Origin of the sequence: Ottowia oryzae (genome assembly GCF_003008535.1) — a bacterium.
GTDB classification, from domain to species: domain Bacteria; phylum Pseudomonadota; class Gammaproteobacteria; order Burkholderiales; family Burkholderiaceae_C; genus Ottowia; species Ottowia oryzae.
On record NZ_CP027666.1, the window covers coordinates 76,401 to 101,196 of the forward strand.

Below are 24,796 nucleotides of genomic sequence, written 5' to 3' on the forward strand. Positions count from 1 at the left end.
GCGATCGCAAGGACGATCGCGTCGGCCCGCGTTGTGTAGCGTGAGGCCGCCCCCGGCCCACCGGCTTGACGCCAATCCGAACGGCACAATCCCTCCATGGTCCCACTCTCCCTCAGCCTCCAGTTCGCCCGTTTTCCCGACGCGCCCCTTCACCGCGCGGCGCTGCCGCGCCACAAGGTTGCGCGTTGGTTGCGCGCGGCGCTGGGCGATGACGTGCAGATGGCCGAGATCGCTGTGCGCGTCGTCGATGCCGAAGAGGGCCAGCGCCTGAACCGCGAATTCCGGCAGAAGGACTACGCGACGAACGTGCTGACCTTCGACTACAGCGGCGCGCCGGTGGTGGCGGCCGATCTGGTGCTGTGCGCGCCGGTGGTCGCGCGCGAGGCGGCCGAGCTGGACAAGCCGCTGGCCGATCACTACGCGCACCTGCTGGTGCACGGCGCGCTGCACGCGCAGGGCTGGGACCACGAGACCAGCGAGGCCGACGCCGAGGCGATGGAGGCGCGCGAAACCGCCATCCTGGCGGGCCTGGGCTTGGCGAATCCCTATGCCCGGGATTGATTGCCGCCAGCGCTTTATGAGGGCCTTTTAAGCCGCCAACGCCCGCACAGAAAGCGCTGGCAGCTATTTATTTCAGAGCAAACGCGCTTTCACGGTTTTGCCCTTGACGCGCCCGGCGTTCAGCTTGGCGCACGCCTGGCTGGCGATGGCGCGGTCCACCGCGACGTAGGTGGAAAACTCGTTGACGCTGATCTTGCCGATCTGTTCGCGCGCGTAGCCGAAGTCGGCGCACATGGCGCCCATCACGTCGCCGGCGCGGATTTTTTCTTTGCGCCCGCCCTGGATCTGGATGGTGCACATCGGCGGCACCAAGTCGCCGCCGGGCGCGGGCGTTAGCTCGGCCACGGGGAAGAATTGGGACGGGCGGCCCTGCAGCTGCTCGATGCGGCCCACGCTGCCCATTTCGTCCATGCTGACCAGGTTCAGCACCAGGCCTTGCGCGTCGCCACGGCCGGTGCGGCCGATGCGGTGCACGTGCACTTCGGGGTCGGGCGTGACGTCCACGTTGATGACGGCAGGCAAATCGGCAATGTCCAGCCCGCGCGCGGCCACGTCGGTGGCCACCAGCACGCTGGCGCTGCGGTTGGCAAATTGCACCAGCACCTCATCGCGCTCGCGCTGCTCCAGCTCGCCAAACAGCGCCAGCGCGCTGAAGCCCTGGGCCTGCAGCGCGGCGGCCACTTCGCGGCACTGCTGCTTGGTGTTGCAGAACACCAGCGTGGATTCGGGGCGGAAGTGCGCCAGCAGGCGGCCCACGGTGGCGGCCTTGTCGCTGGCCTGCACCTCGTACCAGCGCTGGGCGATCTTGCCGGCGCTGTGCTGCGCCTGCACCTTGACCATCTGTGGCGTGCGCATGAAGCGCTGCGCCAGCTTGGCGATGCCGTCGGGGTAGGTGGCGGAAAACAGCAGCGTCTGCCGCTCGGGCGGGCATTGGCGCACCACGGTTTCGATGTCGGCCAGAAAGCCCATGTCGAGCATGCGATCGGCCTCATCCAGCACCAGCACCTGCAGCTGGCCAATGTCCAGCGCGCCGCGCTCCATCAAGTCCATCACGCGCCCCGGCGTGCCAACGACGACGTGGGCGCCGTTCTCCAGGCTGGCGATCTGGTTGCGCGATGGCACGCCGCCGTACACGGTGACCACCTTGAAGTTGTCCACCGCGCGCGCCAGGCGGCGCACCTCGGTGGCCACCTGGTCGGCCAGTTCGCGCGTGGGGCACAGCACCAGCGCCTGCACGCCAAACCAGCGCGGGTTGATGCGGTCGATCATCGGCAGCGCAAAGGCGGCCGTCTTGCCGCTGCCGGTGCTGGCCTGGGCGATCAGGTCCTTGCCCTGCAGCGCCAGCGGCAGACTGGCCGCCTGGATGGGTGTCATCTGCAGGTAGCCGAGCTGCTGCAGGTTGTCGAGGGTGGCGGCGTGCAAGGCCAGCGACGAAAAAGGCGCGGGCGCGCTGGCGGCTGTGGGGGCGTTCATGGGGGGATTATCCCGGGGCGGGCTGTGCGCGCGGCGCAGCGGGTGCTGTGCCGTCTTGGGCAGCAACGCCGCAGGGCTGCGCGCCAGCAAGTTTTGAAAGAAATCAGCCTCTGGCGCTCGCCCCTACAGCGCCAGCAGCTACATTTTTGATATCAGGCTGCGTTGGCCGACAGGCGCATGGGTATCGTCACCGGCCCGTCGTTGACCAGCGCCACCTGCATGTCGGCGGCAAAGCGGCCGGTTTGCACCAGTGGGTGCGCGCCGCGCGCCTGGGCCACGAAGTGGTCGTACAGGCGCCGGCCTTCGTCGGGTGCGGCGGCGCCGGTGAAGCTGGGGCGGTTGCCGCCCGAGGTGTCGGCCGCCAGGGTGAACTGGCTGACGATCAGCAGGCCACCGGCCACGTCTTGCACGCTGCGGTTCATCTTGCCCGCTTCGTCGCTGAAGATGCGCAGCTTGAGCAGCTTGGCCAGCAGCTTGTCTGCCACGGCGTCGGTGTCGCCGCGTTCGGCGCACAGCAGCACCAGCAGGCCGGGGCCAATGGCGCCGATGGTTTCGTTACCAACGCTCACGCTGGCGTGGGTCACGCGCTGGATCAGGGCTTGCATTTCAGCTAAGGTGCGCGAGTCAATAAAGCGGAGGAGTATGCATGAGCCCCAAGCAGTTTCTGATGCGCGCGCTGGTCGCGCTCACCGTGGCCCAAGCCGCCTTGTGGGCGCCCGCTGCGGCCCAGGCGCAAAGCAATTCGCGCGAAGCGGCCGAGGCCGTGCGCAAGTACCGGGCCGAGCAAGGCACCACGCGCCGCGCGACCCCGCCCGAGCCGAGCGCGCCCAACGCGCCGCCCCCCTCCAAATCGTGGCGGGGCGATGCTTACCGCTCGGGCGCCAACCCCAATGCCGACCGCAACGCCAGCCTGAAGAGCTGCATGGACAACTCGGGCATGAACATGGCCGCGCGCGACCGCTGCATGCGCCAGCACTGCGAAGGCCGCTGGGGCCAGGGCGACTGCCCCAATCAGGGCGGTGATTTGCTGGACCGCTCTGGCGCCAACAACCGCACCCCGCTGGGCCGCTGCCTGAAGGAAGCCGGGGCCAACCCCTTCAAGCGCGACGGCTGCGGCTGGCGCCATTGCAACAACAAGTGGGACACGCCGGAATGCGCCGCCATCAAGCCGCGCAGCCAGCCCACGGCCCAGTAAGCGCGGCGCCCTTCTTTATCAGTGGCGGTGCGCGTGGCCCAGCGCCATGGGCGCCGCCGTAGCGGTTGCGGCGCCTTCGTGGGCGCCACCTGACTCAGCCGGTTCACCCAATTCACCCAGCTCGCTCAGCGGCTCCACCCCCAGCGGCAGCAGTTGAATGCTGACCTGCAGGCCCGGCACCGCCTGCAGCAGCGCCTGCTCCACCTCGGCGCGCAGCGCGGCGGCGCGGCCCAGGGGCCAGTCGGCGGGCAGGTGCATGTGCAAGCTCAAAAAATGGCGCTGCCCGGCGCGGCGCGACAGCACGTGGTCGATGCGCACGGCAGGGCCAGCGGCGGCGGCGGGAGGCGAAGCGGCCACGTCGGCACCGTCCGGCGGGGCAAAGCGGGCCAGCACCGCGTCGACCTGGGCTTGCACATCCGGCTCGGCCGCCGCGTCCATCAGGCCTTGGGATGAACGCCAGATCAAATGCGCGCCTTCACGCACGATGTTCAGCGCAACGCCGATGGCGACCAGCGGGTCCAGCCACAGCCAGCCGGTCACGCTGGCCAGCAGCAGGCCGACGACCACGCCTGCAGAAGTCCACACATCGGTCAGCAGATGGCGCGCGTCCGCCTCCAGCGCGATCGAGCCGTGCTGGCGCGAGGCGCGCAGCATGAGCCACGCCAGCAGCCCGTTCAGCCCCGAGCTGCCGACCGACAGCGCCAGGCCCCAGCCCAGCTGCTCCAGCGGCTGGGGGTTCCAAAAGCGCGGCAGCGAGGCCCAGACGATGGCCGCCGCCGCACCCAGAATCAAGATGCCTTCAAAGCCCGACGAGAAATACTCTGCCTTGCTGTGGCCGAACGGGTGCTCGGCATCGGCCGGGCGCGCGGCCACCGTCACCATCCACAGCCCGAAGGTAGCCGCCGCCAGGTTGACGAAGGACTCCATCGCGTCGGACAGCAGGCCGACCGAGCCGGTGATCCACCACGCCCAGGTCTTGAGCGCGATGGTGAGCACGGCCACGCCGACAGACACGGCCATCAGGCGCGCGGGCGTCATCCAGGGGTGTGATGGCTTGAGCATGCGCCGCATTGTGCGCGGGGACGGGCAGCAGCGGTGCAGCGGCCATGCGTTTGGATGCCGATCAGCCTCTAGCGCTTATTCATAGGGCGCCAGCAGCTATATTTTTGAAAGCAGATAGCCCCATGATCACGGTCTGAACGCACCTGAGTTGCATTGGCATGACGCGCGGCCCGGGCCGGTGCATGGCGGCGCGGTGCCGTGCGGTCTGTCAGGCGCACCCCTTCGTCAGATGGAAGCATCACGCCGTTCAGGGGGCGGCACGCGAGGCGCCACCGCCAGAGAACCTCGGCCGAACCTGCGCCGGCTGAATCGCTGAATCGCTGAATCGCTGAATCCAGCGATACCGCAATCACCCTAGCCTCAGCCGCGCCCGGCCAGCGCGTACACGCCGCCCTCTTCCACCCGCACCGCGCCGGCGGCCACCAGCTCGTCCAGATGCTGCTCGATGGTGCGGCGCTCGGCGGCGCCCACCCAGGGCAGCGCCGTGCCGGGCGGGTACAACACGCCGCGGTCGGCCAGCGCGGCCAGGGTGTGCGGGCGCTCGGCCAGGTAAGCCAGCAGCCGCGCCTCGCGGTTGTCGATGCGGGCGGCAAAGGCGTCCAGTGCCTGCAGGAACGCCACCCGCTCGGTCACCACGCCCTTATGGTGCGAGGTGACCCAGGCGCGCGCGTCGATGTCGCGCACACGCCGCAGGCTCTGGCGAAACTGCGCCAGGCTGGACGACGCATCGCCGTAGTACGGGCCAAAACCGGTCAGGTCGATATCACCGATGAAGGCCACGCCCTCGCTTTCTTCCACCAGCGCGCAATGGCCCGCCGTGTGGCCGGGCAGGTGGTGCGCGCGCACGCGCACGCCGCCGCCCAGGTCCCACACCGCGCCGTCGGCGTAGCCGGTGGCGTCGGGGCGCGGCACCCAGTGGTGGCTGGCCTCGATGGTGCTGCGCAGCGACGCCAGCGCCTCGGGCGCGTAGCCGTAGTGGCGGCACAAGCCGTCCCACGATTGCGCGGCGGCCAGGTCGGCGTGGTGCGCTTGCACAGCAGCGCGCGGCACGCGGTGCAGCCCGGCGGTGTGGTCTTCGTGCACGTGGCCCAGGATGACGCTGTCCACCTCGTCGAATTCCAGCCCGATGCGGTTGGCCACCAGCGGCGTGTCGAACGCGATGCGCGTATCAGCGCCGTGCACGATCACCTGGTTGCCGTCGGGGTACTTGCCCGACTGGCTGCCAACGTGAATGCGAACGGGGCCGATGGTGTGGACGGGGGGCGCGGTCATGGCGCGCATCCTGCCAGCGATCGGCCAGTGCGCGGTCGCCAGGGTGACGGCGGGGGCCGGGCGGCGTTGGCGGCGCCAGCGCCAGGCGCGCCGCCGCGACGCGCGCCGTCGCACGCAGATGAGTGCGGCCAGATTGATATGAATTTGATAGCTGCCGGCGCTTATTCCACGAGCGCCGGGGGGCGATTTAATTCCCAACCTGCCAGGCATGCAGGGGCCCAGCGCACTCGGTACCGCAGACAGCCGCCCAGGTGACAGGCCCAGTTGGGGCGGCCCCGCTCAAGCCAAGGTCACACGCGCAAACTTGCGCTTGCCCACCTGCACCACGTAGGTGCCGGCGCCCAGCTTCAGGCCTTTGTCGCTGACCACGGACGAATCCACGCGCACGCCGCCGCCGTCGATCAGGCGGTTGGCCTCGCTGGTGGATGGCGCCAGGTTGGCTTGTTTCAGCACCTGGCCGATGCCCAGCGCGCCGCCCTCGCCCAGCGGCAGCGCCACGTCGGGGATGTCGTCGGGCACGCCGCCGCGGCTGCGGTTGACGAAGTCTTGCTCGGCCGCCTCGGCCGCCGCGCCGCTGTGAAAGCGCGCGGTGATTTCTTTGGCCAGCAGCACCTTGGCGTCGCGCGGGTTGCGCCCGCCTTCAATTTCGAGCTTCAGCGCGGCGATCTCGGCCAGGCTCATGAAGGACAGCAGCGTGTACCAGTCCCACATCAGCGCGTCCGAAATCGACATCACCTTGGCGAACATGGTGTTGGCGTCTTCGGTGATGCCGATGTAGTTGTTCTTGGACTTGGACATCTTCTGCACGCCGTCCAGCCCGACGAGCAGCGGCATGGTGAGCACGCACTGCGGTTCTTGCCCGTACTCCTGCTGAAGATGGCGGCCCATCATCAGGTTGAACTTCTGGTCGGTGCCGCCCAGCTCCAGATCGCTCTTCAAGGCGACCGAGTCGTAGCCCTGCAGCAGCGGGTAGATGAATTCGTGCAGGCTGATGGAGTTGCCTTCGTGAAAGCGCTGATGGAAGTCGTTGCGCTCCATCATGCGGGCCACCGTGTACTTGGCCGACAGCTGGATCATGCCGCGCGCGCCCAGCTGGTCGCACCACTCGCTGTTGTAGCGCAGCTCGGTCTTGCTTGGGTCCAGCACCTTGTAGGCCTGCGCCTTGTAGGTTTCGGCGTTGACCTGGATCTGCTCGGCCGTCAGCGGCGGGCGGGTGCTGTCGCGCCCGGACGGGTCGCCGATCAGCGTGGTGAAGTCGCCAATCAGGAAGATCACCTGGTGCCCCAGGTCTTGCAGCTGGCGCATTTTGTTCAGCACGACGGTGTGACCGATGTGGATGTCCGGCGCGGTCGGGTCCAGCCCCAGCTTGATGCGCAGCGGGGTGCCGGTCTGCGCAGAACGGGTGAGTTTCTTGACCCAGTCATCCTGGGGCAGCAATTCGTCGCATCCGCGCAGCGAAATGGCGAGCGCTTCTTGGATTTCGTCGGGGATTGGGGCGGTTGTCAGCTTGGCGTCAGACATGGGGTTGCTTGTGTTGTAGGCCTGCGCCTACGCCGTTATACTCATTTGATTGAGCCCCGATTCTAGGGGCCCTGCTCTCACCGGCCCACTGGCCTGTGCCGGGCGCTTTGCCGGGTGGTTCCGGATCCTGATGGATGAACCAGCCCTGTCGTGACCTGTTTTCCGGAACGTCCCCGCGCGTGAAGCAAGAACTGATTTCCACCGGCCTGGCTTTGGCCGATTTTGTCCACCGGCACCCCAAACGCATCACCGCGGTGATCGCAGCCGTGCTGCTCGGCGGCGGCGGCGGCGCCTTCGCCGTGGCGTCTTTGGCCCCCACCGCCCCTTCTGAGCCGCTTCGCCTAGTGGCTGAGTCGGTACCCAGCCCGCAGCTTGAAAGCCAGGCCGATCTGCTGGACACGCACCGCTTCACCCTGTACCGCAGCGAGCAAACGCGCGCCGCCGATTCCCCCGAGACCCTGCTGCGCCGCCTGGGGCTGGCCGATCCGGCTGCTGCCGCCTTCCTGCGCAAGGACGCGGTCGTTCGCCAGGCCCTGTTCGGGCGCGGTACCGCCGGGCGCACCGTCACCGCCGAAGCGACCGACCGGCTTGAGCTGCAAACCCTGCGCACGCACTGGATCGAGGACGATTCCGACAGTCACTTCAAGCGCCTGGTGGTCGACAAGACCGCCGACGGCTTCACCGCGCGGGTGGAAACCGCGCCACTGGTGGCCTCGCAGCGCCTGACGAGCGGCGTCATCCGCGGCACGCTGTACGCCGCCACCGACGAAGCCAATCTGCCGGACACCGTCACCAAACAGCTGACCGAGATTTTTGAGTCCAACGTGGACTTCCACCGCGGCCTGCGCCGTGGCGACCGTTTCTCGGTGGTGTATGAGTCGCTGGAGGCCGATGGCGAGACGATTCGCGCTGGCCGCATCCTCAGCGCCGAGATGGTTAACCGCGGCAAGACTTTCCAGGCCATTTGGTTCACTGAAGCCGGCGCCAACAAAGGCGCGTATTACTCGTTCGACGGCCAGAGCCTGCGCAAGGCCTACCTGGCCGCACCGATGGAGTTCACACGCATGTCCAGCGGCTTTGGCATGCGCGACCATCCGGTGCTGGGCTATCGGCGCGAACACCGGGGCGTGGATTACGCCGCGCCCACCGGCACGCCGGTGCGCACCGTGGGCGACGGTCGCGTTGAATTTGCCGGCGTGCAGAACGGCTACGGCAACGTGGTCTTCGTCAAGCACCGCAACACGCGCGACACCACCGTGTACGCCCACCTGTCGCGCATCGACGTGAAAACCGGCGACAACGTGATGCAGGGCGAGCGCATCGGTGCCGTCGGCCAGACGGGCGTGGCCACCGGGCCCCACCTGCATTTTGAGTTCCGCATCAACAACGAGCCGCAAGACCCGGCGGAAATCCTGGCAGAGCAGCGCGAAAGCGTGCCCGTGTCACCCGGCGGCCGCGCGGCGTTTGCCAAGCTGTCGGCCAACATGAAGCTGCAGCTTTCATCGGCCAGCAACATCACTGCCAGCACGTTCGAGTAAGTTCGACCGCCTGCGCCCCGCACATGCGCAGGCAGGCAAGAAAAAGGGCGCCCGAGGCGCCCTTTTTGCTGGCATGGCCGCCGCTATCGAAAGCGGCCGGCCGCCATCAACTCACTCAGCCACTGCGAACGACGAACCGCAGCCGCACGTGGTTTGCGCGTTGGGGTTCTTGATGACGAACTGTGCGCCTTGTAAGTCTTCTTTGTAGTCGATCTCTGCGCCGACCAGGTACTGGTAGCTCATGGCGTCGATCAGCAAGGACACGCCATTCTTGGTCATGGTCGTGTCGTCGTCGTTGGCGATTTCATCGAAGGTGAAACCGTATTGAAAACCGGAACAGCCCCCGCCCTGCACGAAAACGCGCAGCTTCAGGTCGGGATTGCCTTCTTCGGCAATCAGATCGGCCACCTTGGCGGCGGCGCTGTCAGTGAACACGATGGCGTCGGGCATCGCGCTGGGGGTTTGGATAGCTTCTGCAACTGCACTCATGTCGGCTCCTGAAATCTAGGACCAGTTAGCGCAATAGTATATCAAATTACTCGGAATTCAGGGGCGATCGAAGTCCAGCGTGGGCTCGGTCGGCTCCGTGGCCGGGCGCTCGGCTCGCTCAGTTCGCTCCGTGCGCGCTTCCGGCGCCACGGGTTCTGCAGCCTGAGCAGACGCCTGCGAGGCGGGTGGCGGCGTGACCTGCGGCTGCAACTGCCCCGCGATGACTGCGCCCTGCTGCATTTCCAGCGCCTTGTAGCGCACGTCGCCCTGCACGCGCGCCTTGGCCTGCAGCTCCAGCAGCTCACGCGCCACCACCGGCCCGATGACGGTGCCGCCGATGACGACGTGGTCGGCGCTGATCGCCCCTTCCACGCTGCCACCCTCGCCGATCACCAGCACGCTGGGCTGGTCGCCCTCGCCGATGACGTTGCCCCGCACATGGCCGTCGATCTGCAGGCCGTCCTGAAAGCTGCAGTCTCCCGCAACCTGCATGCCCGCCGCGATGGTGCTGCGCACCGACCATGGCTTCTTGATGCCCAGCATGTCTGCGACTCCTCGGTTCATGTCCCTGCTTTTACCACGGTAGGGTGCAAGTAGACAGCGGCGCGGCGCGCGCCCAATAAAAAACCGCGCCACCCGTGAGGGTGCGCGGCTTTGGCAAGCAGCCCGAAGGCCGCTTGAGCGATCAGCGCTTGCTGAACTGCTTGGCGCGGCGTGCAGAGTGCAGGCCGACCTTTTTACGTTCGACTTCACGCGCGTCGCGGGTCACGAAGCCAGCCTGGCTCAGTGCCGGCTTGAGCGCCGCGTCGTAGTCGATCAGGGCACGGGTAATACCGTGGCGCACAGCACCGGCCTGGCCGGATTCGCCGCCGCCGTGCACGTTGACCTGAATGTCGAAGCTTTCGACGTTCTCGGTCAGCACCAGCGGCTGCTTGCTGATCATGATCGAGGTCTGGCGGCCGAAGAATTCTTCGATCGGCTTGCCATTGACCGTGATCTTGCCGGAGCCTTTTTTCAGAAACACGCGGGCGACGCTGGTTTTGCGACGGCCGGTGCCATTGTTCCAATCACCAATCATTTACGCGGCTCCTCAAATTTCCAGCGCTTTGGGCTGCTGGGCGGTATGCGGATGCTCGGCGCCGCCGTAGACCTTGAGCTTCTTGATCATGGCGTAACCCAGCGGGCCTTTGGGCAGCATGCCCTTGACGGCCTTCTCCAGCGCGCGGCCGGGGTGCTTGGCCTGCATGTCGCGGAAGTTGGTTTCGCGGATGCCGCCCGGGTAACCGGTGTGGCGGTAGTACTTCTTGTCGAGCTCTTTGGCGCCAGTGACGCGCAGTTTGGCTGCGTTGACGATGACGATGAAGTCACCGGTATCGACGTGAGGCGTATAAATGGCTTTGTGTTTGCCGCGCAGACGGAGGGCAACTTCGCTGGCTACCCGGCCGAGCACCTTGTCGGTGGCGTCAATCACAAACCACTCGTGCGTCACGTCAGCGGGTTTTGCGCTGAACGTTTTCATGAGTTTTCCTGTTGGGAAGGTTTGGTGGGCCCTTTTCCACGGTCGGCGCTCCTCTTGTAAGGGAGCCTCTTAGGTGGGTTTACGCCGCCAACCCGAAGGTGGCTGCGCTCTTGCCGCGGGGCACGCAGTGTCGCTGCAAAGCCCACGATTCTAACTGAGGGGCCGGTCGGGCGGCAACTTTCCTGCCGCACCACGACCTGGCAGAAGGCGCGCAAGCGCCATGCGAGCCCGGCCGGGGCGCCTCACGCCGGCCGGAAACCCACGCCGATGCGAGCCGAGCCAGGCGCAATCACCGCGCCCAACTGCCCGCCGCGCCCTGCCACCGGCTACCATGCCGCCATGTTCAGTTACCGCCACGGATTCCACGCCGGCAACCATGCCGACGTGCTCAAGCACCTGTGCCTCATCGCCACGGTGCGCTATTTGATGCGCAAGGACGCGCCCCTGCTGATGGTGGACACGCACGCCGGTGCGGGCGTCTATCGGCTGGACGGCGACTACGCGCAAACCTCCGGCGAGGCGGACGCGGGCGTGCAGCGCCTGGCGCACGCCTTTTCGCAGGCATTTGACCCTGCAGCGCAGGCTGCACCAGCGCCAGCAGCTATCAAAGACATAGCAGAGGGCCTGCGCGACTATCTTGCGCTGGTCGCCAGCTTCAACCAAAGGCTGCCGTGGCGCACCTACCCCGGCTCGCCCTTCGTGCTGCAGCATTTGATGGACGAGCCCGCTCGCGCCGCCGTGCACGACCGGCTGAAGCTGTTTGAGCTGCACCCCAGCGACGCGCAAGCGCTGGTGGGCAACATCGAGCAGCTGGGCGCGGGCCGCCGCGTGGCCGTGGCGCCCGAAGACGGCTTTGCCGGGCTGCGCGCCCTGCTGCCGCCACCGCCCGCGCCGGGCGGATCGCGCCGCGCGCTGGTGCTGATCGACCCCAGCTATGAGATCAAGACCGACTACGGCAAGGTGGCGGCCGCGATTCAAGACGCGCTCAAGCGCTTCCCCACCGGCGTGTACCTGGTGTGGTACCCCATCATCGCGCGGCCCGAGGCGCACGACCTGCCCCGCCGCCTGCGCACGCTGGCGCAGCAAGCCGGCCGCAGCTGGCTGAACGCTACCTTGCACGTGGGCGCCGCGGCCGACGAATCCGGCGGACTGACGGCCAGCGGCATGTTTGTCGTCAACCCGCCGCACACGCTGAAAGCCACGCTGGACGAGGCCCTGCCCCAGGTGCTGGCCGCCCTGGGCGAAGGCCGCGGGCGCGGCGCGGCCTGGTCGGTGGACGCGGGCGCGGCGTAAGCCCCCACGCGGCAGCGGGCGATGCGGCCTGCTGCCCACCTGCGCCGCTGCAGCGCTGGTGCCGAGCGACGCACCCGGCCCGATCCGGGTAAACCCTGATTCGCAGACGCGCAATTAACCGACCGGCCGGTCGGCTAACTCCGTATACTCGTTGGACACCCGCGCCCGGCGCGCGAAAGGGTGCGCCCAATGGCGTGCAAAGCGACGTCCCAAGCGGCCTGCGCACCGCCCCGAACCAGGAGACCCACGCATGTACACCCAGTCTTTTTCCGTTCCGGACGACGAAGGCGGCAAGGCGCCGCCGCTCAAGCCCGTGGCGCGCCCGCTGAACGCGACCGAAGCCGCGCTGCAAGCCGCTTTTGACGAGCGCATCGACGCCGATGGCCGCATCGAGCCGCGCGACTGGATGCCCGACGCCTACCGCAAGACGCTGGTGCGCCAGATCAGCCAGCACGCGCACAGCGAAATCGTGGGCATGCTGCCCGAGGGCAACTGGATCAGCCGCGCGCCCAGCCTGAAGCGCAAAGCCATCCTGATCGCCAAGGTGCAGGACGAAGGCGGCCACGGCCTGTACCTGTACAGCGCCGCCGAAACGCTGGGCACCAGCCGCGACGAGATGCTGCAGGCGCTGCACAGCGGCAAGGCCAAGTACAGCTCCATCTTCAACTACCCCACGCTGAACTGGGCCGACGTGGGCGTGATCGGCTGGCTGGTCGATGGCGCGGCCATCATGAACCAGATCCCCCTGTGCCGCTGCAGCTACGGCCCCTACGCCCGCGCCATGGTGCGCGTGTGCAAGGAAGAATCCTTCCACCAGCGCCAGGGCTACGAAGCCCTGCTGGTGATGATGAAAGGCAGCCAGGCGCAGCGCGACATGGTGCAAGACGCCGTCAACCGCACCTGGTGGAAGTGCCTGGCCATGTTCGGCCCGCCCGACGCCGACAGCCCCAACAGCGTGCAAGGCATGCGCTGGGGCATCAAGCGCATCAGCAACGACGATCTGCGCCAGAAGTTTGTCGACGCCACCGTGCCGCAGGCCGAAGTGCTGGGCGTGACCTTGCCCGACCCTGATTTGAAATGGAACGCCGAGCGCGGCCACTACGACTACGGCGCCATCGACTGGGACGAGTTCTGGCAAACCGTGAACGGCAAAGGCCCCATGAACCGCGAACGCCTGGCCACCCGCGTCAAGGCCTACGACGAAGGCGCCTGGGTGCGCAACGCCGCCGTGGCGCACGCCGACAAGCAGGCGCAGCGCGCGCTGAAGGCCGCCGCCTGATAGACATCAAAAATCATAGCTGCCGGCGCTTGCCAGACGAGCGCCGGCAGCCAATTTGATTCCCAAATCAACCGCCTGGGCGCATCACCGCCGCGGCACCATAAGAGAGAGACACGATGAGCACACAGAACATCGATCAAGCTGGAAAGCCCTCCCCTGGTGAGGGGAGGGTTGGGGAGGGGCCTGGCGTCCAAGCTGGCCAAGCGCCAGGCGCGAAGGCACTTCGCGACTGGCCCCTCTGGGAAGTCTTCGTGCGCAGCAAGCAAGGGCTTGAGCACAAGCACTGCGGCAGCCTGCACGCCAGCGACAGCCAGCACGCGCTGCAAATGGCGCGCGACGTGTACACCCGCCGCCAAGAGGGCGTGAGCATCTGGGTGGTGCCCTCGCACCTGATCGCCGCCAGCGACCCGAGCGACAAGGACCAGCTGTTCGAGCCCGCCAGCGACAAGGTCTACCGCCACCCCACCTTCTACGACATCCCCGACGAAGTGGGGCACATGTGATGGAAGCCACCGCTCTGCACCACGCCACTCCTGAGCCAGCGCCAGCCCTGGCGCCCGCCAAAGCCTTGGCCCCGGTTGACTACCTGCTGCACCTGGCCGACAACGCCGTGGTGCTGGGCCAGCGCAACGCCGAGTGGAACGGCCACGCGCCCATCCTCGAAGAAGACATCGCCATGGCCAACAACAGCCTGGACCTGATTGGCCAGGCGCGCCTGCTGTACCAGTACGCGGCCGACCGCCTGAACGCCGACGTGCGCGGCCAGCGCGGCGCCGCGTGGCCCGCCGGCCCGGTAACGGAAGACACGCTGGCCTACTTCCGCGACGTGCCCGACTTTCGCAACTACGCCCTGCTGGAGCTGCCCCACCGCCTGGCGCTGGTGCCCGCCGCCGGCGGCGAGCGCGACTGGGGCGTGACCATCGTGCGCAACTTCCTCTACAGCGCGCTGATGGTGCTGGTGTGGGACAAGCTGCAGCAATCCGCCGACGCGCACCTGGCCGCCATCGCCGCCAAAAGCATCAAGGAAGTGCGCTACCACCTGCGCCACGCGCGCGACTGGCTGGTGCGCCTGGGCGACGGCACGGCCGAATCGCACGCGCGCGTGCAAGCTGCGCTGGACTACCTGCTGCCCTTCACCGACGAATTCTGGGCACCCAGCGCACTGGAATCGGCCGTGGCCGGCAACGCCACCGGCGTGCCCGCAGCCAGCCTGCGCGCCGAATGGCAAGCGCTGGTGGACGACGCCATCGCCGAAGCCACGCTGAAGCGCCCGCCCGCGTGGAACGGCTACGTCACCCAAGGCAAGACCGGCGTGCACACCGAGCACCTGGGCTACCTGCTGGCCGAAATGCAAAGCCTGGCGCGCGCCCACCCCGGCGCCGTGTGGTGACGCGGGCAGCGGCTTGAACGCCCCCATCGCCCGGCACAAGTTATGAGCCAAATCGCCCCCCATCGCACGCTGGACGTGCGCCAGCAGCTATCAGAAAGCGAGCAAACCAAGCTTTGGGTGCTGCTGGACGAGCTGACCGACCCCGAGATTCCGGTGGTCACCCTGCGCGAAATGGGCATCTTGCGCGCGCTGCGCCGGGGCGCCGACGGGCGGGTGGAAGTGGTCATCACGCCCACCTACAGCGGCTGCCCGGCGATGGAGCAAATCCATGACGACATCGCCGCCGCCCTGGCGCGCGAAGGCGTGGCCGCCCGCGTGGTGACGCAACTGGCCCCCGCCTGGACCACCGACTGGATGACCGCAGAGGCGCGCGAAAAACTGCGCGCCTATGGCATCGCCCCGCCCCACAGCGCAGCGGCGGCGGCCTTGGCGGCCGAGGGGCAATCGGTGGTGCGGTTTGCTTCAAATATGAGAGCTGGCCGCGCAGGTGGCGCCAGCGCTGGCGGCGGTTTTGGCACTGAACCGCCAGTGGCCTGCCCGCAATGCGGATCGACCAAAACCACCGAAACATCGCACTTTGGCTCTACCGCGTGCAAGGCGCTTTACCGCTGCCTGGATTGCATGGAGCCGTTTGACCATTTCAAAAGGATATGAGGCGCTCCCCCTGAGGCGCCTGCGGCGCCTTCCCCCCTCTCTCTTCGCGCTGCGCGCTTCGGGAGGGGGGACAACGCGTGTGGCCGCCGCAGGTGCGGCCACCGCGTTCGCTGGGCTGGCAGCGCTGCCTGCTGCGCTGGGTGCCTCAGTCGACCGTCGTCGGTTCAGCCTGCCTGTTGCGGGCATTGGCTTGCCGCGTTGAACGCTTCATTTCGTCCGAACACAACTCAAACCCGAATCCCCGAGGAAACGCCCCCATGTCCGCCGTGCCCCGTTTTCACGACCTGACGGTCGCCCGCGTCAACCCTGAGGCCGCTGGCGCCGTGGCGATCACCTTTGCCGTGCCGGCTGAGCTGCAAGAGCGCTTTGCGTTTGAGCCCGGCCAGTTCCTGACCCTGCGCAGCACCATCGACGGGCAAGACGTGCGGCGCAACTACAGCATCTGCTCCACCCGCAGCCGCTACGGCAGCCATGGCGAGCTGGAAGTGGGCATCCGCCCCATGGATGGCGGCGTGTTTTCCAACTGGGCGGCCACGCAGCTCAAGGCGGGCGACACCCTGGCCGTGATGCCGCCAGACGGGCGCTTCACCATCCGCAAGCCGCGCGCGCTGCACCGCGTGGGCTTTGCCGCCGGATCGGGCATCACACCCATCCTGAGCATCATCGCCAGCACCATGGAGGAAAGCGACAGCGCCAAATTCACCCTGGTGTACGGCAACCGCCGCATGAGCAGCGTGATGTTCAACGAAGCGCTGCAAGACCTGAAGGACAAGTACAAAAACCGCCTGACGCTGATCCACGTGCTGTCGCGCCAGGCGCAGGAAGTACCCCTGCTGGAAGGCCGCATCGACGTCGCCAAGGTGCAGCAGCTGATCGCCACCCTGCTGCCCGCCAAAAGCATGGACGAAGTGTTTGTGTGCGGCCCCGAGGCCATGATCGACGCCGTGCAAGGTGCCCTGACCAGCGCCGGCGTGCCCGCCGACCGCATCTACAGCGAGCGATTCACCTCACCCACACTGGAAAACCTGACGCCCGATGCCCGCCGTGCCGCCGTGGTGCAGCCCGACCCCGAAGCCCCCGCCGGCCAGGTGCAACTGACGGTGCTGATCGACGGCAAATCGCACGAGCTGGCCATGCGCACCGACCAGCACGTGCTGGACGTGGCCCTGTCCGCCGGGCTGAATCTGCCCTATTCCTGTAAAGCCGGCGTGTGCTGCACCTGCCGCGCCAAAGTGCTGGACGGCGCCGTGGTGATGGACAAGAACTTCACCCTGGAGGGTGACGAAATGGCCCAGGGCTTCGTGCTGAGCTGCCAGGCCCGGCCCACCAGCGACCGGCTGGTGGTGAGTTATGACGAGAGGTGATGGGGGTTGGAGGAGGGGTGAACCGCCCCGACTTTCGAGGAGGCCGCTTGGTTTAAGTTGACACCTCTGCCGAGGTGTCGCTGACGGCTAGTTGCCTCCAGTAGTTTGCCTCAGCTTCTGCCGGAGGGATGCCCCCAATCGGCGTGAGCAATCGGACATGGTTGAACCAGTGCACCCATTGCAAGGTGGCCAGTTCCACGGATTCCCTGGTCTTCCAAGGTCCCCGGCGGTGAATCAACTCGGCCTTGTACAGACCGTTGATGGTCTCGGCCAGCGCGTTGTCATAGCTGTCTCCCCTGCTGCCCACTGAGGGCTGTATGCCCGCCTGGTCCAACCGTTCGGTGTAGCGGATGCTGACGTATTGACTGCCCCTGTCGGAATGGTGCGTCAAGGCATGGGCTGCTGGCTGGCGGTCATACAGCGCCTGCTCCAGCGCATCCAGCACGAAGTCCGTTTGCATGCTGCGGCTGACTCGCCAGCCCACGATGCGCCGGGCATACACGTCCACAACAAAGGCCACATACAGCCAGCCCTGCCAGGTGGAGACATAGGTGAAGTCCGACACCCATAGCTCGTTGGGACGGCTGGCCTTGAAGTGCCGGTTGACGTGGTCCAGCGGGCACGGGGCCGAGGTATCCGGCGTGGTGGTGCGCACCGCCCTGCCACGGCGTGCCCCTTGCAAGCCCATGGCACGCATCAGACGCTCGACCGTGCAGCGCGCCACCACGATGCCCTCGCGGTTCATCTGCAGCCAGACCTTGTCGGCCCCGTAGACCTGCCAGTTGGCGTGCCACACGCGCTGGATGTCGGCCTTCAAGCCCTCGTCACGCTGGGCGCGTTGACTGCGCAGTTGCGGGTTGCGTTGTCGGGCTGCGTGGCGCCAGTAACACGACGGGGCCATCTGCAGCACCCGGCAGATGGGCTCGACCCCGTAGTCATCACGGTGGCGGTCGATGTAGGCCTTCACGACTTCAATCGGCGGTCGAGCTCCGCCTGCGCGAAAAACGCGCTGGCCGTCTTCAGGATGTCGTTGGCCCGGCGCAATTCCTTGACCTCACGCTCCAGCTCCTTGATGCGCAGGGCGTCTGCAGTGGTGGTGCCGGGGCGCTGGCCGCTGTCGACATCGGCCTTCTTGACCCAGTCGTTCAAGGTCTGCGGCGCGCAGCCAATCTTGGGAGCAATCGATTCAATGGCTGCCCACAGCGACGGGTAGTCGGCTCGGTGCTCCTGCACCATGCGCACGGCGCGCTCGCGCACTTCCGGGGAGAACTTCGGTGACTTGTTCATGGCTCCATCTTCTCAAGTGTTGGAGCCTCCTCAAAATACGGGGCGGTTCAGATGGCTATCACCGACGATCTGGAGCAGCTCTACGAGGCGGAAGAGTTCCTGGTGGAAGGGCATTGGGATGACGAACGCCGACTCAACATGGTGCCGGGCGGAAAGAGCGGCCTGCGCTACCTGCGCGAAAACGGATTGCTTTCGAAAGGCGTCGTTCCTCTGCCCGATGACCGCGACAAGATTCTGCACAAGTGGCTGAATGACCATCCCCGCTTGGGATTACCGGCGCCATGGGTCGCCGAAAAGTGGAAGGACAACGACTGGGCGATAGCGCAGATTTGCGGGCGGGATGGGCGCTTATCCGCGATCCAAGTCAAGGCAATACGCGAGCTCGCCAACAACCACACGCCCGAGGAAATCTACGTGCACATCGGGGCGAAAAACGTGGACCAAGTGAAACGAGTCTTGGACGGGAAAACCTACGCACGCATAGCCTGATTTCCTAAGCGCTGTACCAAGCCACCACGGTTCGCGCCAGCTGAAGGAAAAGCGAGCCTAGGTTGGCATGGGGGCTGATGAGCGGCCGATTGGGCCCAGAGCCGCGATCAGAATCGCCGCCCGGAAGCTGCCTTTGACTTGCTACTCACTGTTGTTGGAAATCCCGTTGTCTGCCTACGACACTATTTGCAAGGCAGTACGATGAGTACAGAGCTGTCCTTTATCAGTCCGGCGTTGCGGTTGTAGAGGCGATCTCCGGGCATCCACACCCCTGAGAAACTAGTGGTGAGCATGATGGCTAACATGTCGTTCGACAAGGACGCCCGGCGACGGGCCTTTGCTTCGCAGCCTCGGTGCTTCCCGCCGGTTGCCTGTCAACTCCGACTGAGAGCGTCTGCTTCTATTCGCTTCTACAGGCTGCTCCTAGCCGGTAGCGGCCGCGCAAGCTTTATTCGCGCAAATGTCTGCAATAAACACACCGGCGCTCGAAATTGCTAGGGAGCAGCGCAGTCATTCCTAGGGCCGTCCCGCAGCCGCAACCCCAGGCCTCACCACCCCGGCCGCCCCAACCGCTTGCTCGCCCGCGACAGGCCGTAGTTCACCAGGCAGTAGATGGCCGCCACGACCAGGTACACGGGCACAAGTGACTGGTAGTTGGCGATGAGCACCTTGGCGTTCTGCATCAGTTCGCCATAGGTCACCACGTAGCCAAACGTGGTGTCTTTGACGACGATGACCAGCTGCGCCACCAGCGCGGGCACGATGTAGCGCAGGGCCTGCGGGAAGACGATGGTGAAGAAGACCTGCATCTCCGTCATGCCCAGGCTGCGGGCGGCGTCGGTCTGGCCGCGGGGCACGGCCAGCACGCCGGCGCGGTACACCTCGGCCACCACGGCGGCGGTGCTGAGGGCGACGGGCAAGGTCAGCATCCAGTAGGTGCTGAGCTTGATGCCCACGCTGGGCAGCACCAGAAAGCAGACGTAGATCAGCAGCAGCGTGGGCGTGCCGCGCAAGAATTCGATGGCGGCCACGCTGGGCCAGCGGATAAGGCGCGGGCGGGCCAGGCGCCCCAGCATCAGCACCAGCCCCAACCCCAGGGCGATGGCGGCGGCCATGGCGGCAGATGCCAGGGTGCCCAGCAGGCCCTTGCCCAGAAAGGCCCAGGTGGTGGGTAAGGCGAAGAAGGACCACAGCCGGGCATCCAGCTGGCCCGCAGAGTGAAAGCGCGCCACGATGCCCGCAGCCACAGCCAGCAGCACGACGGCGGCGGCCACGCTGGCCGCGCGCGTGGCGGCGCGTGCGCGCGGGCTGGGCGCGCCAAAGAGGATGTCTTCTAGCGGGCGGCTCATCGCAGTATGCGCAGCCTGCGCTCCAGCAGGCCGCCCAGCCAGCCGATGACCAGGCCGGTGGTCACGTACAGGGCGGCGGCCACGGCAAAGGCGGCGATGCCGGCGGCAGATTCGTTGGCGATCTTGGACACCAGCGCCGTCAGCTCGCGCCCCGGAAACGGCACTTGCGACGCCAGCGAGGTGGACAGCATCAGCGCGATCAGCAGCGAGGTCACCGGCTGCACCACGGTGCGCAGCGCCTGCGGCAGGACGATGGCGGTGATGACGGTGATGGGCCGCATGCCCAGGCTGAGGGCGGCTTCAATCTGCCCCGAATCCACGGTGTTGATACCCGAGCGCAGGTAATCGGCCGTGAAGGCCGAGCAGACCAGCGCCAGCGTCAGGACGACGGCGGTGTCGTAATCCAGCACCACGTTCAAGTCAGGCAGCGCGAAGACGATGAAGATCAGCAGCCCAACGGTGGGTATGTTGCGAAACACCTCGACGTACGCCGTCAGCGCGCCGCGCAGGGGCGGTAGCGGCAGCAGGCGCAGCACCGCCACCACCACGCCCAGCGCAAAGCCGGGCACGAAAGACAGGGCCGTGAGCTTCCACGTCAGCAAAAGGGCCTGCCCGAAGGCAGGCCCATAGTCGGCCAGAAGCTTGTGGACCTCGCCCATCGATCAGGGAATGGCGGGCGGCGTGGGTGCAGTGGTGCTGCCGGTGCGCTGGCCGATGGACACCGTCCACAGCTTGGCCCAGGTGCCGTCGGCTTCGATCTTCTTCAAGAACGCGTTGATGAAGGCCACGCCGTCAGAGCCTTTGGGCAGGCCAATGCCGTACGGGTCTTGCGCGCCAAAGGGGGCGCCGGCCAGCTTGGCGTCGCCTGTGCCCAGGCTCAGGGCGTTGAGCAGCAGGGTGTAGTCGGTCACGTAGGCGTCTACCCGGCCCTGGCGCAGGGCGTCCAGCGCTTCCTGGTGGGTTTGAAACTCTTGCACCACGGCCTTGGGCGCGAACTGCGCCAGGATGGCCGGGCCGGTGGAGCCGGCTTGCGTGGCCACTTTCTTGCCCGCCAAGTCGTTGTACGACTGGATGGCCTTGTTGTTGGCTTTGACCAGCACCCCGGCCTGCGACGTGTAGTAGGGGCCTGCGAACGAGATTTTCTCGGCCCGCGCGGGGGTGATGGAATAGGTGGCCAGCACCATGTCCACCTGGTTGTTGATCAGCACCTGTTCGCGCGTGGACGAGCTGACCTGGGTGAACTGCACCTTGGCCGCGTCGCCCAGGATGTAGCGCGTAAGCAGCTGGGTGATGCCCGCGTCAAAGCCGCGCATCTTGCCGTCTTTCTCGTTCAGCAGCGAAAAAAGGTTGGACGTTTGCGTGCCGCCCAGGCGCAGCGAGCCAGCCTGCTTGATCTTGGTGGCCCAGGTGCTGGACGCAATGGTGGCCGCATCGGCCACGGGCCCGCGCGCCACCAGCGCATCGAACGCGGCGGTGTCGATCGCCGTGCCTTGGGCGAACAGCGGGCCGGCCGACGCGAAGGCGAGGGCCGCCACGGTGGATTTCAAAATGGTTTTGATCGACATGCTGTCCTCTCGATGGGGGGTTGCGCAAACGAATTTATAGCAGTTATGCCGTTGGCGGGCTTGGCGTGCGGTTGGGGGCGCCCAACCAGGGTGGCGGGGGCCGGGCACGCTCATCCAGCCGCTGAGCCATCGGCCCGCGCAGCCGCATTGGGGCCACGCCGGCGCAGCACAGGCAAAAAAGGGCGCCGGTGGCGCCCTTGGTTTCAAAAAGATGAGGTGAGTGGCCGGCCACCAGCCGCTGGGGCTGGCCTGCGCGCGCGGCTTATTCGCTGGCTGAGCTGCTGGCCAGCACGTCGGCACCCCGGCCGGGTGGCAGCACTTCGCGCAGCACCACCGCATCCTGACCGCGGGACTTGAAGCCCAGGGCGTTGGCGGCGGCCTTGCTGAGGTCGATCACGCGGTCTTTGGCGAAGGGGCCGCGGTCGTTGATGCGCACCACCACTTCCTTGCCGGTGCGGGGGTTGTGCACCACCACGCGCGTGCCGAAGGGCAGCGTTTTGTGGGCGGCGGTCAGCTCATACATGTCGAACTTCTCGCCGTTGGCGGTGGGTCGTCCATGAAAGCCGGGGCCGTACCACGACGCCATGCCGCGCTGCAGATCGCGGCCGCTGCGAAACAGCGACAGGCGCGGCTTGGCGGCATCGTCCGCCGAGGCGGCAGTGTCGGAGGCGTCTGATTTGCTGGCGTCGGCAGCGGGCGTGCCGTCGCTGCCGCCCAGGCGGGCCTTGAAACCCGTGTAGTTGGAGCAGCGCATGTCGTGCACGGCCTTGGCGGACGCACACGGTTCAGACAACGAGGTGGAAGTATTCAGGCTTACCGTTTGGGCCGAAAGCGACCCAGCTGCCAACCACAAGACGCCGATCCACATCATTCGGCTTGCTGGCAAACGGCTTGCACTTCCCTTGGCCGGCCGGGCGCTGACGCGCTGACCGGGAGAGGAGTCCCGTAACATGGGGCCGGATTCTAAGGGGCTAAGTCGGTTTTGAAGCGTGTCGATTCGTCACACAGGTGTCACTTCGACACGAAAAGCCAGAAAGAATGCACACTTATCAACCGCTGGTTATAAGCCAGCCCTGCGGTGGAACGCCTGAATGGCGGCAGGGTCAGCGGCCTGTTGCGTGCAATCAGTTTGAGATGTTTTTGGCCGCTAGCGCAGGCTGCACAAGCGCTGGCAGCTATCAATTTCATACCAAATAGCAGAGGCAGAGCATTCGCCAGCGCCTGCGCGGTGGCCTGGCGGGCACTGTTGCGGCTTGCCAACCGCGCGCTTGGCGTGCTCGCGGCCCTGCTTACTAGTGCGCGGCACCCTCATATATATAGACGGTGCGCGCAGGCCCTCTTGGGCTGCCAAGCCAAATCCCGACCAGCAATCGGCCCAGCCGACGCGGTCAAGCGCCCCAAATCAAGCGATGCCCAGGCGCCGCAGCACTTCCAGCGTGGCGACCGACTGGTTCAGCGTATAGAAGTGCAAGCTGGGCGCCCCGCCGTCCAGCAGGCGACGGCACAGGGCGGTGACCACGTCGGCGCCAAAGTCCTTGATGGCGGCGGCGTCGTCGCCAAAGCTTTGCAGGCGCGAACGCACCCAGCGCGGCACCTCGGCGCCGCAGGCGTCTGAAAAGCGCAGCAGCTGCGACGAGTTGGTGATCGGCATGATGCCGGGCACCACGGGCGTCTCGACGCCCCGGCGGCGCAGGTCTTCCACAAAGCGGAAGTACGCGTCGGCGTTGAAGAAATACTGGGTGATGCCCGTGTTGGCCCCGGCCTGCACCTTGGCAATGAAGGCGTCCAGGTCGGCCTGGGGCGACTTGGCCTGGGGGTGCACCTCGGGGTAGGCGGCCACGGCCAGGTGGAAATGCTCGCCCGTCTCTTCGCGGATGAAGGTGACCAGGTCGCTGGCGTAGCGGAATTCGCCGCCCAGGCCGTAGCCGCTGGGCAAGTCGCCGCGCAGCGCCACGATGCGCTTGACGCCCGCGTCGCGGTAGCTGGCCAGGCGCTGGCGGATGGTGTCCTTGGTCTGGCCGATGCACGACAGGTGGGGCACGCCGGCGTAGCCCTCGCCCACGATTTCGCGCACCGTGTCCAGCGTGCCTTCCTGGGTGGAACCGCCGGCGCCGAACGTCACCGAGCAATATTCGGGCGCCAGCGCGTACAGCTTTTGCCGCACGGCGCGCAGTTTGTCGGCGCCTTCGGGGGTTTTGGGCGGAAAGAATTCCAGGCTGAGCGAGGTGGTCATGTCAGGCAAAACAGGTTCAGGCAATACACGTTCAGGCAGCCGCTGGCGCAGCCGCCGCACGGGCGTGGATGAAGAATTCGCGGTTGCCGTCACCGCCCTCGATCGGGCTGGGCAACCATTCGATCACTTGCAGGCCGGCGTCGGCGCAGGCCTGGCGCAGGCGCTGCTCGACCACGGGGTACAGCGCCGCATCGCGCACCACCCCGCCCTTGCCGATCTGGCCGGGGGCCAGCTCGAACTGCGGCTTGACCAGCATCAGCAAGTCGCCGCCCGGCGCCAGCAGCGGCACCAGCGCCGGCAGCACCAGCGTGAGCGAAATAAACGACAAATCGCCGACGATCAAACCAAAAGACGGCGTGATGTCGATTTTTTCAGTGCCTTTGCGGCGCCGGCGCACGGTGCGCACCTGGCCTGCGGCGCGCGCCTTGGCCTTGGCGGCGCGCTCGGCCTTGAAGGCCTCGATTTCGTGCTCCTTGGCGTCGTCGCTGTCGTCGTAGTCGTCGTCGATCAGGCCGCCGTTGCGCATCCAGGCGTAGGGCGCGTGCGGCTGGGTCTGGTTGTCTTCGGGGTCGGCCTCTACCCGCTCGCCCAGCGCGTCTTCGCAGGCTTCGCGCAGCGCATCGGGCGTCAGGTGGCGGGCGTTCACCCCTTCGACGGCCACCACGCGCGCGTCGGCGCGCAAGCGCTCGTGCAGCTGCGCCTGCCCGACGTCCACGCCGATGACCTGCACAGCGCCGTGCTGGAGCAGGCAGTCGGTAAAGCCGCCGGTGCTTTGGCCCACGTCCAGGCAGCGCCGCCCGGCCACGCGCACGCCGCTGGCGGCCAACGCGCCTTCCAGCTTCAGCCCGCCGCGCGAGAGGTACTTGGCCTCGGCCGCGTCGAGCAGCTGCACTTCGGCCCCGGCGGGAATGTCGTCGCCATTCTTGGCCACCGCGTGCCAGGGCAAGGTAGGCGCCAGGCGCCACTGCACGCCCGCGGCGATCAGCCGCTGCGCCTGCGACCGCGTGGCGGCATGCCCACCTTCGACCAGGAAAACGTCTGCGCGCATCGCGCCAACCCTTCTCAACTTATGAATGAAATCAGCCTCTGGCGCCCGTCCAGCCCGCGCTAGAAGCTATCAATTGAATAGCAACTGGCGCAAACCGCCACCGCGCCATCCACGGCGCGCCACGCCACCAACGGACACCGTCGCCGGACCTGCGCCGGCGACTGGTGTCGTCCCCCTCGCGAAGCAGAGGGGGGAAGGCGCGCAGCGCCTCAGGG

Annotated in this window: 26 protein-coding genes and 1 other annotated feature; of the genes, 10 read left to right on the forward strand and 16 right to left on the reverse strand. The window is 66.8% G+C overall.

Translation table 11 applies throughout. From position 1 onward, the window contains the following. Window positions 1-96: 96 nt before the first annotated feature. Window positions 97-561: an rRNA maturation RNase YbeY gene (gene ybeY, locus C6570_RS00345; RefSeq protein WP_106701018.1), complete on the forward strand. Its 465-nt coding sequence runs from the start codon at window positions 97-99 to the stop codon at window positions 559-561. Between the two features lie 72 nt (window positions 562-633). Here ybeY and dbpA read toward each other — a convergent pair whose 3' ends face one another. Continuing rightward, the gene (gene dbpA / locus C6570_RS00350; RefSeq protein WP_106704426.1) at window positions 634-2,034 is read right to left on the reverse strand and encodes an ATP-dependent RNA helicase DbpA; all 1,401 of its coding nucleotides are present in this window, start codon (window positions 2,032-2,034) and stop codon (window positions 634-636) included. A gap of 152 nt (window positions 2,035-2,186) precedes the next feature. Continuing rightward, complete coding sequence (gene dtd, locus C6570_RS00355) at window positions 2,187-2,639, reverse strand: D-aminoacyl-tRNA deacylase (protein ID WP_106701021.1); 453 nt, start codon at window positions 2,637-2,639, stop codon at window positions 2,187-2,189. Window positions 2,640-2,680: 41 nt separating this feature from the next. On the opposite strand from dtd, the gene C6570_RS00360 reads away from it, so the two are divergent. Continuing rightward, window positions 2,681-3,229 (forward strand): hypothetical protein, encoded by a 549-nt coding sequence (locus tag C6570_RS00360; RefSeq protein WP_106701023.1) that lies wholly within the window; start codon window positions 2,681-2,683, stop codon window positions 3,227-3,229. 18 nt (window positions 3,230-3,247) lie between these two features. On the opposite strand, the gene C6570_RS00365 is transcribed toward C6570_RS00360, so the two are convergent. From C6570_RS00365 to tyrS, 3 genes are all read right to left on the reverse strand, one after another. Beyond that, window positions 3,248-4,291, reverse strand: a complete 1,044-nt coding sequence (locus tag C6570_RS00365) for a cation diffusion facilitator family transporter (RefSeq protein ID WP_211297621.1) — start codon at window positions 4,289-4,291, stop codon at window positions 3,248-3,250. A gap of 360 nt (window positions 4,292-4,651) precedes the next feature. Then, window positions 4,652-5,563 (reverse strand): MBL fold metallo-hydrolase, encoded by a 912-nt coding sequence (locus tag C6570_RS00370; protein ID WP_245896242.1) that lies wholly within the window; start codon window positions 5,561-5,563, stop codon window positions 4,652-4,654. A gap of 279 nt (window positions 5,564-5,842) precedes the next feature. Further along, window positions 5,843-7,084, reverse strand: coding sequence for a tyrosine--tRNA ligase (gene tyrS, locus C6570_RS00375; RefSeq protein ID WP_106701026.1), 1,242 nt, complete (start codon window positions 7,082-7,084; stop codon window positions 5,843-5,845). A 134-nt stretch (window positions 7,085-7,218) separates the two neighbouring features. On the opposite strand from tyrS, the gene C6570_RS00380 reads away from it, so the two are divergent. After that, window positions 7,219-8,622 carry a M23 family metallopeptidase gene (locus tag C6570_RS00380; RefSeq protein WP_106701029.1) on the forward strand — a complete coding sequence of 468 codons (1,404 nt, stop codon included), beginning with the start codon at window positions 7,219-7,221 and terminating at the stop codon, window positions 8,620-8,622. 111 nt (window positions 8,623-8,733) lie between these two features. On the opposite strand, the gene erpA is transcribed toward C6570_RS00380, so the two are convergent. From erpA to rplM, 4 genes are all read right to left on the reverse strand, one after another. After that, entirely contained in the window at window positions 8,734-9,111 is a 378-nt protein-coding gene (erpA, locus tag C6570_RS00385) for an iron-sulfur cluster insertion protein ErpA (RefSeq protein ID WP_106701031.1), read from the reverse strand. 57 nt (window positions 9,112-9,168) lie between these two features. Further along, entirely contained in the window at window positions 9,169-9,675 is a 507-nt protein-coding gene (locus C6570_RS00390) for a bactofilin family protein (protein WP_342747940.1), read from the reverse strand. 121 nt (window positions 9,676-9,796) lie between these two features. Next, entirely contained in the window at window positions 9,797-10,189 is a 393-nt protein-coding gene (rpsI, locus tag C6570_RS00395) for a 30S ribosomal protein S9 (protein ID WP_106701035.1), read from the reverse strand. Between the two features lie 12 nt (window positions 10,190-10,201). Further along, entirely contained in the window at window positions 10,202-10,630 is a 429-nt protein-coding gene (gene rplM, locus C6570_RS00400) for a 50S ribosomal protein L13 (protein WP_106701037.1), read from the reverse strand. A 339-nt stretch (window positions 10,631-10,969) separates the two neighbouring features. Between rplM and C6570_RS00405 the strand changes: the two genes are divergently transcribed. The 6 genes from C6570_RS00405 (at window position 10,970) to paaE (ending at window position 16,610) form a co-directional block, all read left to right on the forward strand. Continuing rightward, window positions 10,970-11,923, forward strand: coding sequence for a 23S rRNA (adenine(2030)-N(6))-methyltransferase RlmJ (locus C6570_RS00405; protein ID WP_106701039.1), 954 nt, complete (start codon window positions 10,970-10,972; stop codon window positions 11,921-11,923). A gap of 250 nt (window positions 11,924-12,173) precedes the next feature. Then, the gene (gene paaA / locus C6570_RS00410; RefSeq protein WP_106701041.1) at window positions 12,174-13,202 is read left to right on the forward strand and encodes a 1,2-phenylacetyl-CoA epoxidase subunit PaaA; all 1,029 of its coding nucleotides are present in this window, start codon (window positions 12,174-12,176) and stop codon (window positions 13,200-13,202) included. Window positions 13,203-13,453: 251 nt separating this feature from the next. Next, on the forward strand, window positions 13,454-13,705 hold the full coding sequence (gene paaB / locus C6570_RS00415; protein WP_245896243.1) for a 1,2-phenylacetyl-CoA epoxidase subunit PaaB: 252 nt from the start codon (window positions 13,454-13,456) through the stop codon (window positions 13,703-13,705). Further along, complete coding sequence (paaC, locus tag C6570_RS00420) at window positions 13,705-14,592, forward strand: 1,2-phenylacetyl-CoA epoxidase subunit PaaC (RefSeq protein ID WP_106701045.1); 888 nt, start codon at window positions 13,705-13,707, stop codon at window positions 14,590-14,592. Before paaB ends, paaC begins: the two co-directional genes overlap by 1 nt. Before the next feature lie 42 nt (window positions 14,593-14,634). Continuing rightward, window positions 14,635-15,246 (forward strand): 1,2-phenylacetyl-CoA epoxidase subunit PaaD, encoded by a 612-nt coding sequence (gene paaD / locus C6570_RS00425; RefSeq protein WP_106701047.1) that lies wholly within the window; start codon window positions 14,635-14,637, stop codon window positions 15,244-15,246. Window positions 15,247-15,503: 257 nt separating this feature from the next. Next, a complete protein-coding gene (gene paaE, locus C6570_RS00430; protein ID WP_106701049.1) occupies window positions 15,504-16,610 on the forward strand; it encodes a 1,2-phenylacetyl-CoA epoxidase subunit PaaE in 1,107 nt (368 codons plus the stop codon). Between the two features lie 52 nt (window positions 16,611-16,662). Here paaE and C6570_RS00435 read toward each other — a convergent pair. Then, a protein-coding gene (locus C6570_RS00435; protein WP_106701051.1) for an IS3 family transposase occupies window positions 16,663-17,897 on the reverse strand; the annotation gives its coding sequence in 2 pieces (ribosomal slippage) (window positions 16,663-17,609 and window positions 17,609-17,897; 1,236 coding nt in all). Continuing rightward, window positions 17,503-17,619, reverse strand: a sequence feature (AL1L pseudoknot). It overlaps the preceding gene by 117 nt. A gap of 51 nt (window positions 17,898-17,948) precedes the next feature. Between C6570_RS00435 and C6570_RS00440 the strand changes: the two genes are divergently transcribed. Beyond that, window positions 17,949-18,386 carry a hypothetical protein gene (locus C6570_RS00440; RefSeq protein WP_211297622.1) on the forward strand — a complete coding sequence of 146 codons (438 nt, stop codon included), beginning with the start codon at window positions 17,949-17,951 and terminating at the stop codon, window positions 18,384-18,386. Between the two features lie 548 nt (window positions 18,387-18,934). On the opposite strand, the gene C6570_RS00445 is transcribed toward C6570_RS00440, so the two are convergent. The 6 genes from C6570_RS00445 to C6570_RS00470 all read right to left on the reverse strand — a co-directional run bounded on the left by C6570_RS00445 (window position 18,935) and on the right by C6570_RS00470 (window position 24,581). Further along, the gene (locus C6570_RS00445) at window positions 18,935-19,735 is read right to left on the reverse strand and encodes an amino acid ABC transporter permease (RefSeq protein WP_106701053.1); all 801 of its coding nucleotides are present in this window, start codon (window positions 19,733-19,735) and stop codon (window positions 18,935-18,937) included. Continuing rightward, window positions 19,732-20,394: an amino acid ABC transporter permease gene (locus C6570_RS00450; RefSeq protein WP_106701055.1), complete on the reverse strand. Its 663-nt coding sequence runs from the start codon at window positions 20,392-20,394 to the stop codon at window positions 19,732-19,734. Before C6570_RS00450 ends, C6570_RS00445 begins: the two co-directional genes overlap by 4 nt. 3 nt (window positions 20,395-20,397) lie before the next feature. Next, a complete protein-coding gene (locus C6570_RS00455) occupies window positions 20,398-21,300 on the reverse strand; it encodes a glutamate ABC transporter substrate-binding protein (protein ID WP_106701058.1) in 903 nt (300 codons plus the stop codon). A gap of 262 nt (window positions 21,301-21,562) precedes the next feature. Further along, a complete protein-coding gene (locus tag C6570_RS00460; RefSeq protein ID WP_245896244.1) occupies window positions 21,563-22,093 on the reverse strand; it encodes a septal ring lytic transglycosylase RlpA family protein in 531 nt (176 codons plus the stop codon). A gap of 609 nt (window positions 22,094-22,702) precedes the next feature. Further along, entirely contained in the window at window positions 22,703-23,533 is an 831-nt protein-coding gene (gene metF, locus C6570_RS00465) for a methylenetetrahydrofolate reductase [NAD(P)H] (RefSeq protein ID WP_106701062.1), read from the reverse strand. A 31-nt stretch (window positions 23,534-23,564) separates the two neighbouring features. Beyond that, entirely contained in the window at window positions 23,565-24,581 is a 1,017-nt protein-coding gene (locus C6570_RS00470) for a TlyA family RNA methyltransferase (protein ID WP_106701064.1), read from the reverse strand. Window positions 24,582-24,796: the final 215 nt, after the last annotated feature.

Bases quoted from the DNA above. Each gene is read 5' to 3' on its own strand.
- ybeY (WP_106701018.1), top strand. From the start codon at position 97: ATGGTCCCACTCTCCCTCAGCCTCCAGTTCGCCCGTTTTCCCGACGCG.
- dbpA (WP_106704426.1), bottom strand. From the start codon at position 2,034: ATGAACGCCCCCACAGCCGCCAGCGCGCCCGCGCCTTTTTCGTCGCTG.
- dtd (WP_106701021.1), bottom strand. From the start codon at position 2,639: ATGCAAGCCCTGATCCAGCGCGTGACCCACGCCAGCGTGAGCGTTGGT.
- C6570_RS00360 (WP_106701023.1), top strand. From the start codon at position 2,681: ATGAGCCCCAAGCAGTTTCTGATGCGCGCGCTGGTCGCGCTCACCGTG.
- C6570_RS00365 (WP_211297621.1), bottom strand. From the start codon at position 4,291: ATGCTCAAGCCATCACACCCCTGGATGACGCCCGCGCGCCTGATGGCC.
- C6570_RS00370 (WP_245896242.1), bottom strand. From the start codon at position 5,563: ATGACCGCGCCCCCCGTCCACACCATCGGCCCCGTTCGCATTCACGTT.
- tyrS (WP_106701026.1), bottom strand. From the start codon at position 7,084: ATGTCTGACGCCAAGCTGACAACCGCCCCAATCCCCGACGAAATCCAA.
- C6570_RS00380 (WP_106701029.1), top strand. From the start codon at position 7,219: ATGAACCAGCCCTGTCGTGACCTGTTTTCCGGAACGTCCCCGCGCGTG.
- erpA (WP_106701031.1), bottom strand. From the start codon at position 9,111: ATGAGTGCAGTTGCAGAAGCTATCCAAACCCCCAGCGCGATGCCCGAC.
- C6570_RS00390 (WP_342747940.1), bottom strand. From the start codon at position 9,675: ATGAACCGAGGAGTCGCAGACATGCTGGGCATCAAGAAGCCATGGTCG.
- rpsI (WP_106701035.1), bottom strand. From the start codon at position 10,189: ATGATTGGTGATTGGAACAATGGCACCGGCCGTCGCAAAACCAGCGTC.
- rplM (WP_106701037.1), bottom strand. From the start codon at position 10,630: ATGAAAACGTTCAGCGCAAAACCCGCTGACGTGACGCACGAGTGGTTT.
- C6570_RS00405 (WP_106701039.1), top strand. From the start codon at position 10,970: ATGTTCAGTTACCGCCACGGATTCCACGCCGGCAACCATGCCGACGTG.
- paaA (WP_106701041.1), top strand. From the start codon at position 12,174: ATGTACACCCAGTCTTTTTCCGTTCCGGACGACGAAGGCGGCAAGGCG.
- paaC (WP_106701045.1), top strand. From the start codon at position 13,705: ATGGAAGCCACCGCTCTGCACCACGCCACTCCTGAGCCAGCGCCAGCC.
- paaD (WP_106701047.1), top strand. From the start codon at position 14,635: ATGAGCCAAATCGCCCCCCATCGCACGCTGGACGTGCGCCAGCAGCTA.
- paaE (WP_106701049.1), top strand. From the start codon at position 15,504: ATGTCCGCCGTGCCCCGTTTTCACGACCTGACGGTCGCCCGCGTCAAC.
- C6570_RS00440 (WP_211297622.1), top strand. From the start codon at position 17,949: ATGGCTATCACCGACGATCTGGAGCAGCTCTACGAGGCGGAAGAGTTC.
- C6570_RS00445 (WP_106701053.1), bottom strand. From the start codon at position 19,735: ATGAGCCGCCCGCTAGAAGACATCCTCTTTGGCGCGCCCAGCCCGCGC.
- C6570_RS00450 (WP_106701055.1), bottom strand. From the start codon at position 20,394: ATGGGCGAGGTCCACAAGCTTCTGGCCGACTATGGGCCTGCCTTCGGG.
- C6570_RS00455 (WP_106701058.1), bottom strand. From the start codon at position 21,300: ATGTCGATCAAAACCATTTTGAAATCCACCGTGGCGGCCCTCGCCTTC.
- metF (WP_106701062.1), bottom strand. From the start codon at position 23,533: ATGACCACCTCGCTCAGCCTGGAATTCTTTCCGCCCAAAACCCCCGAA.
- C6570_RS00470 (WP_106701064.1), bottom strand. From the start codon at position 24,581: ATGCGCGCAGACGTTTTCCTGGTCGAAGGTGGGCATGCCGCCACGCGG.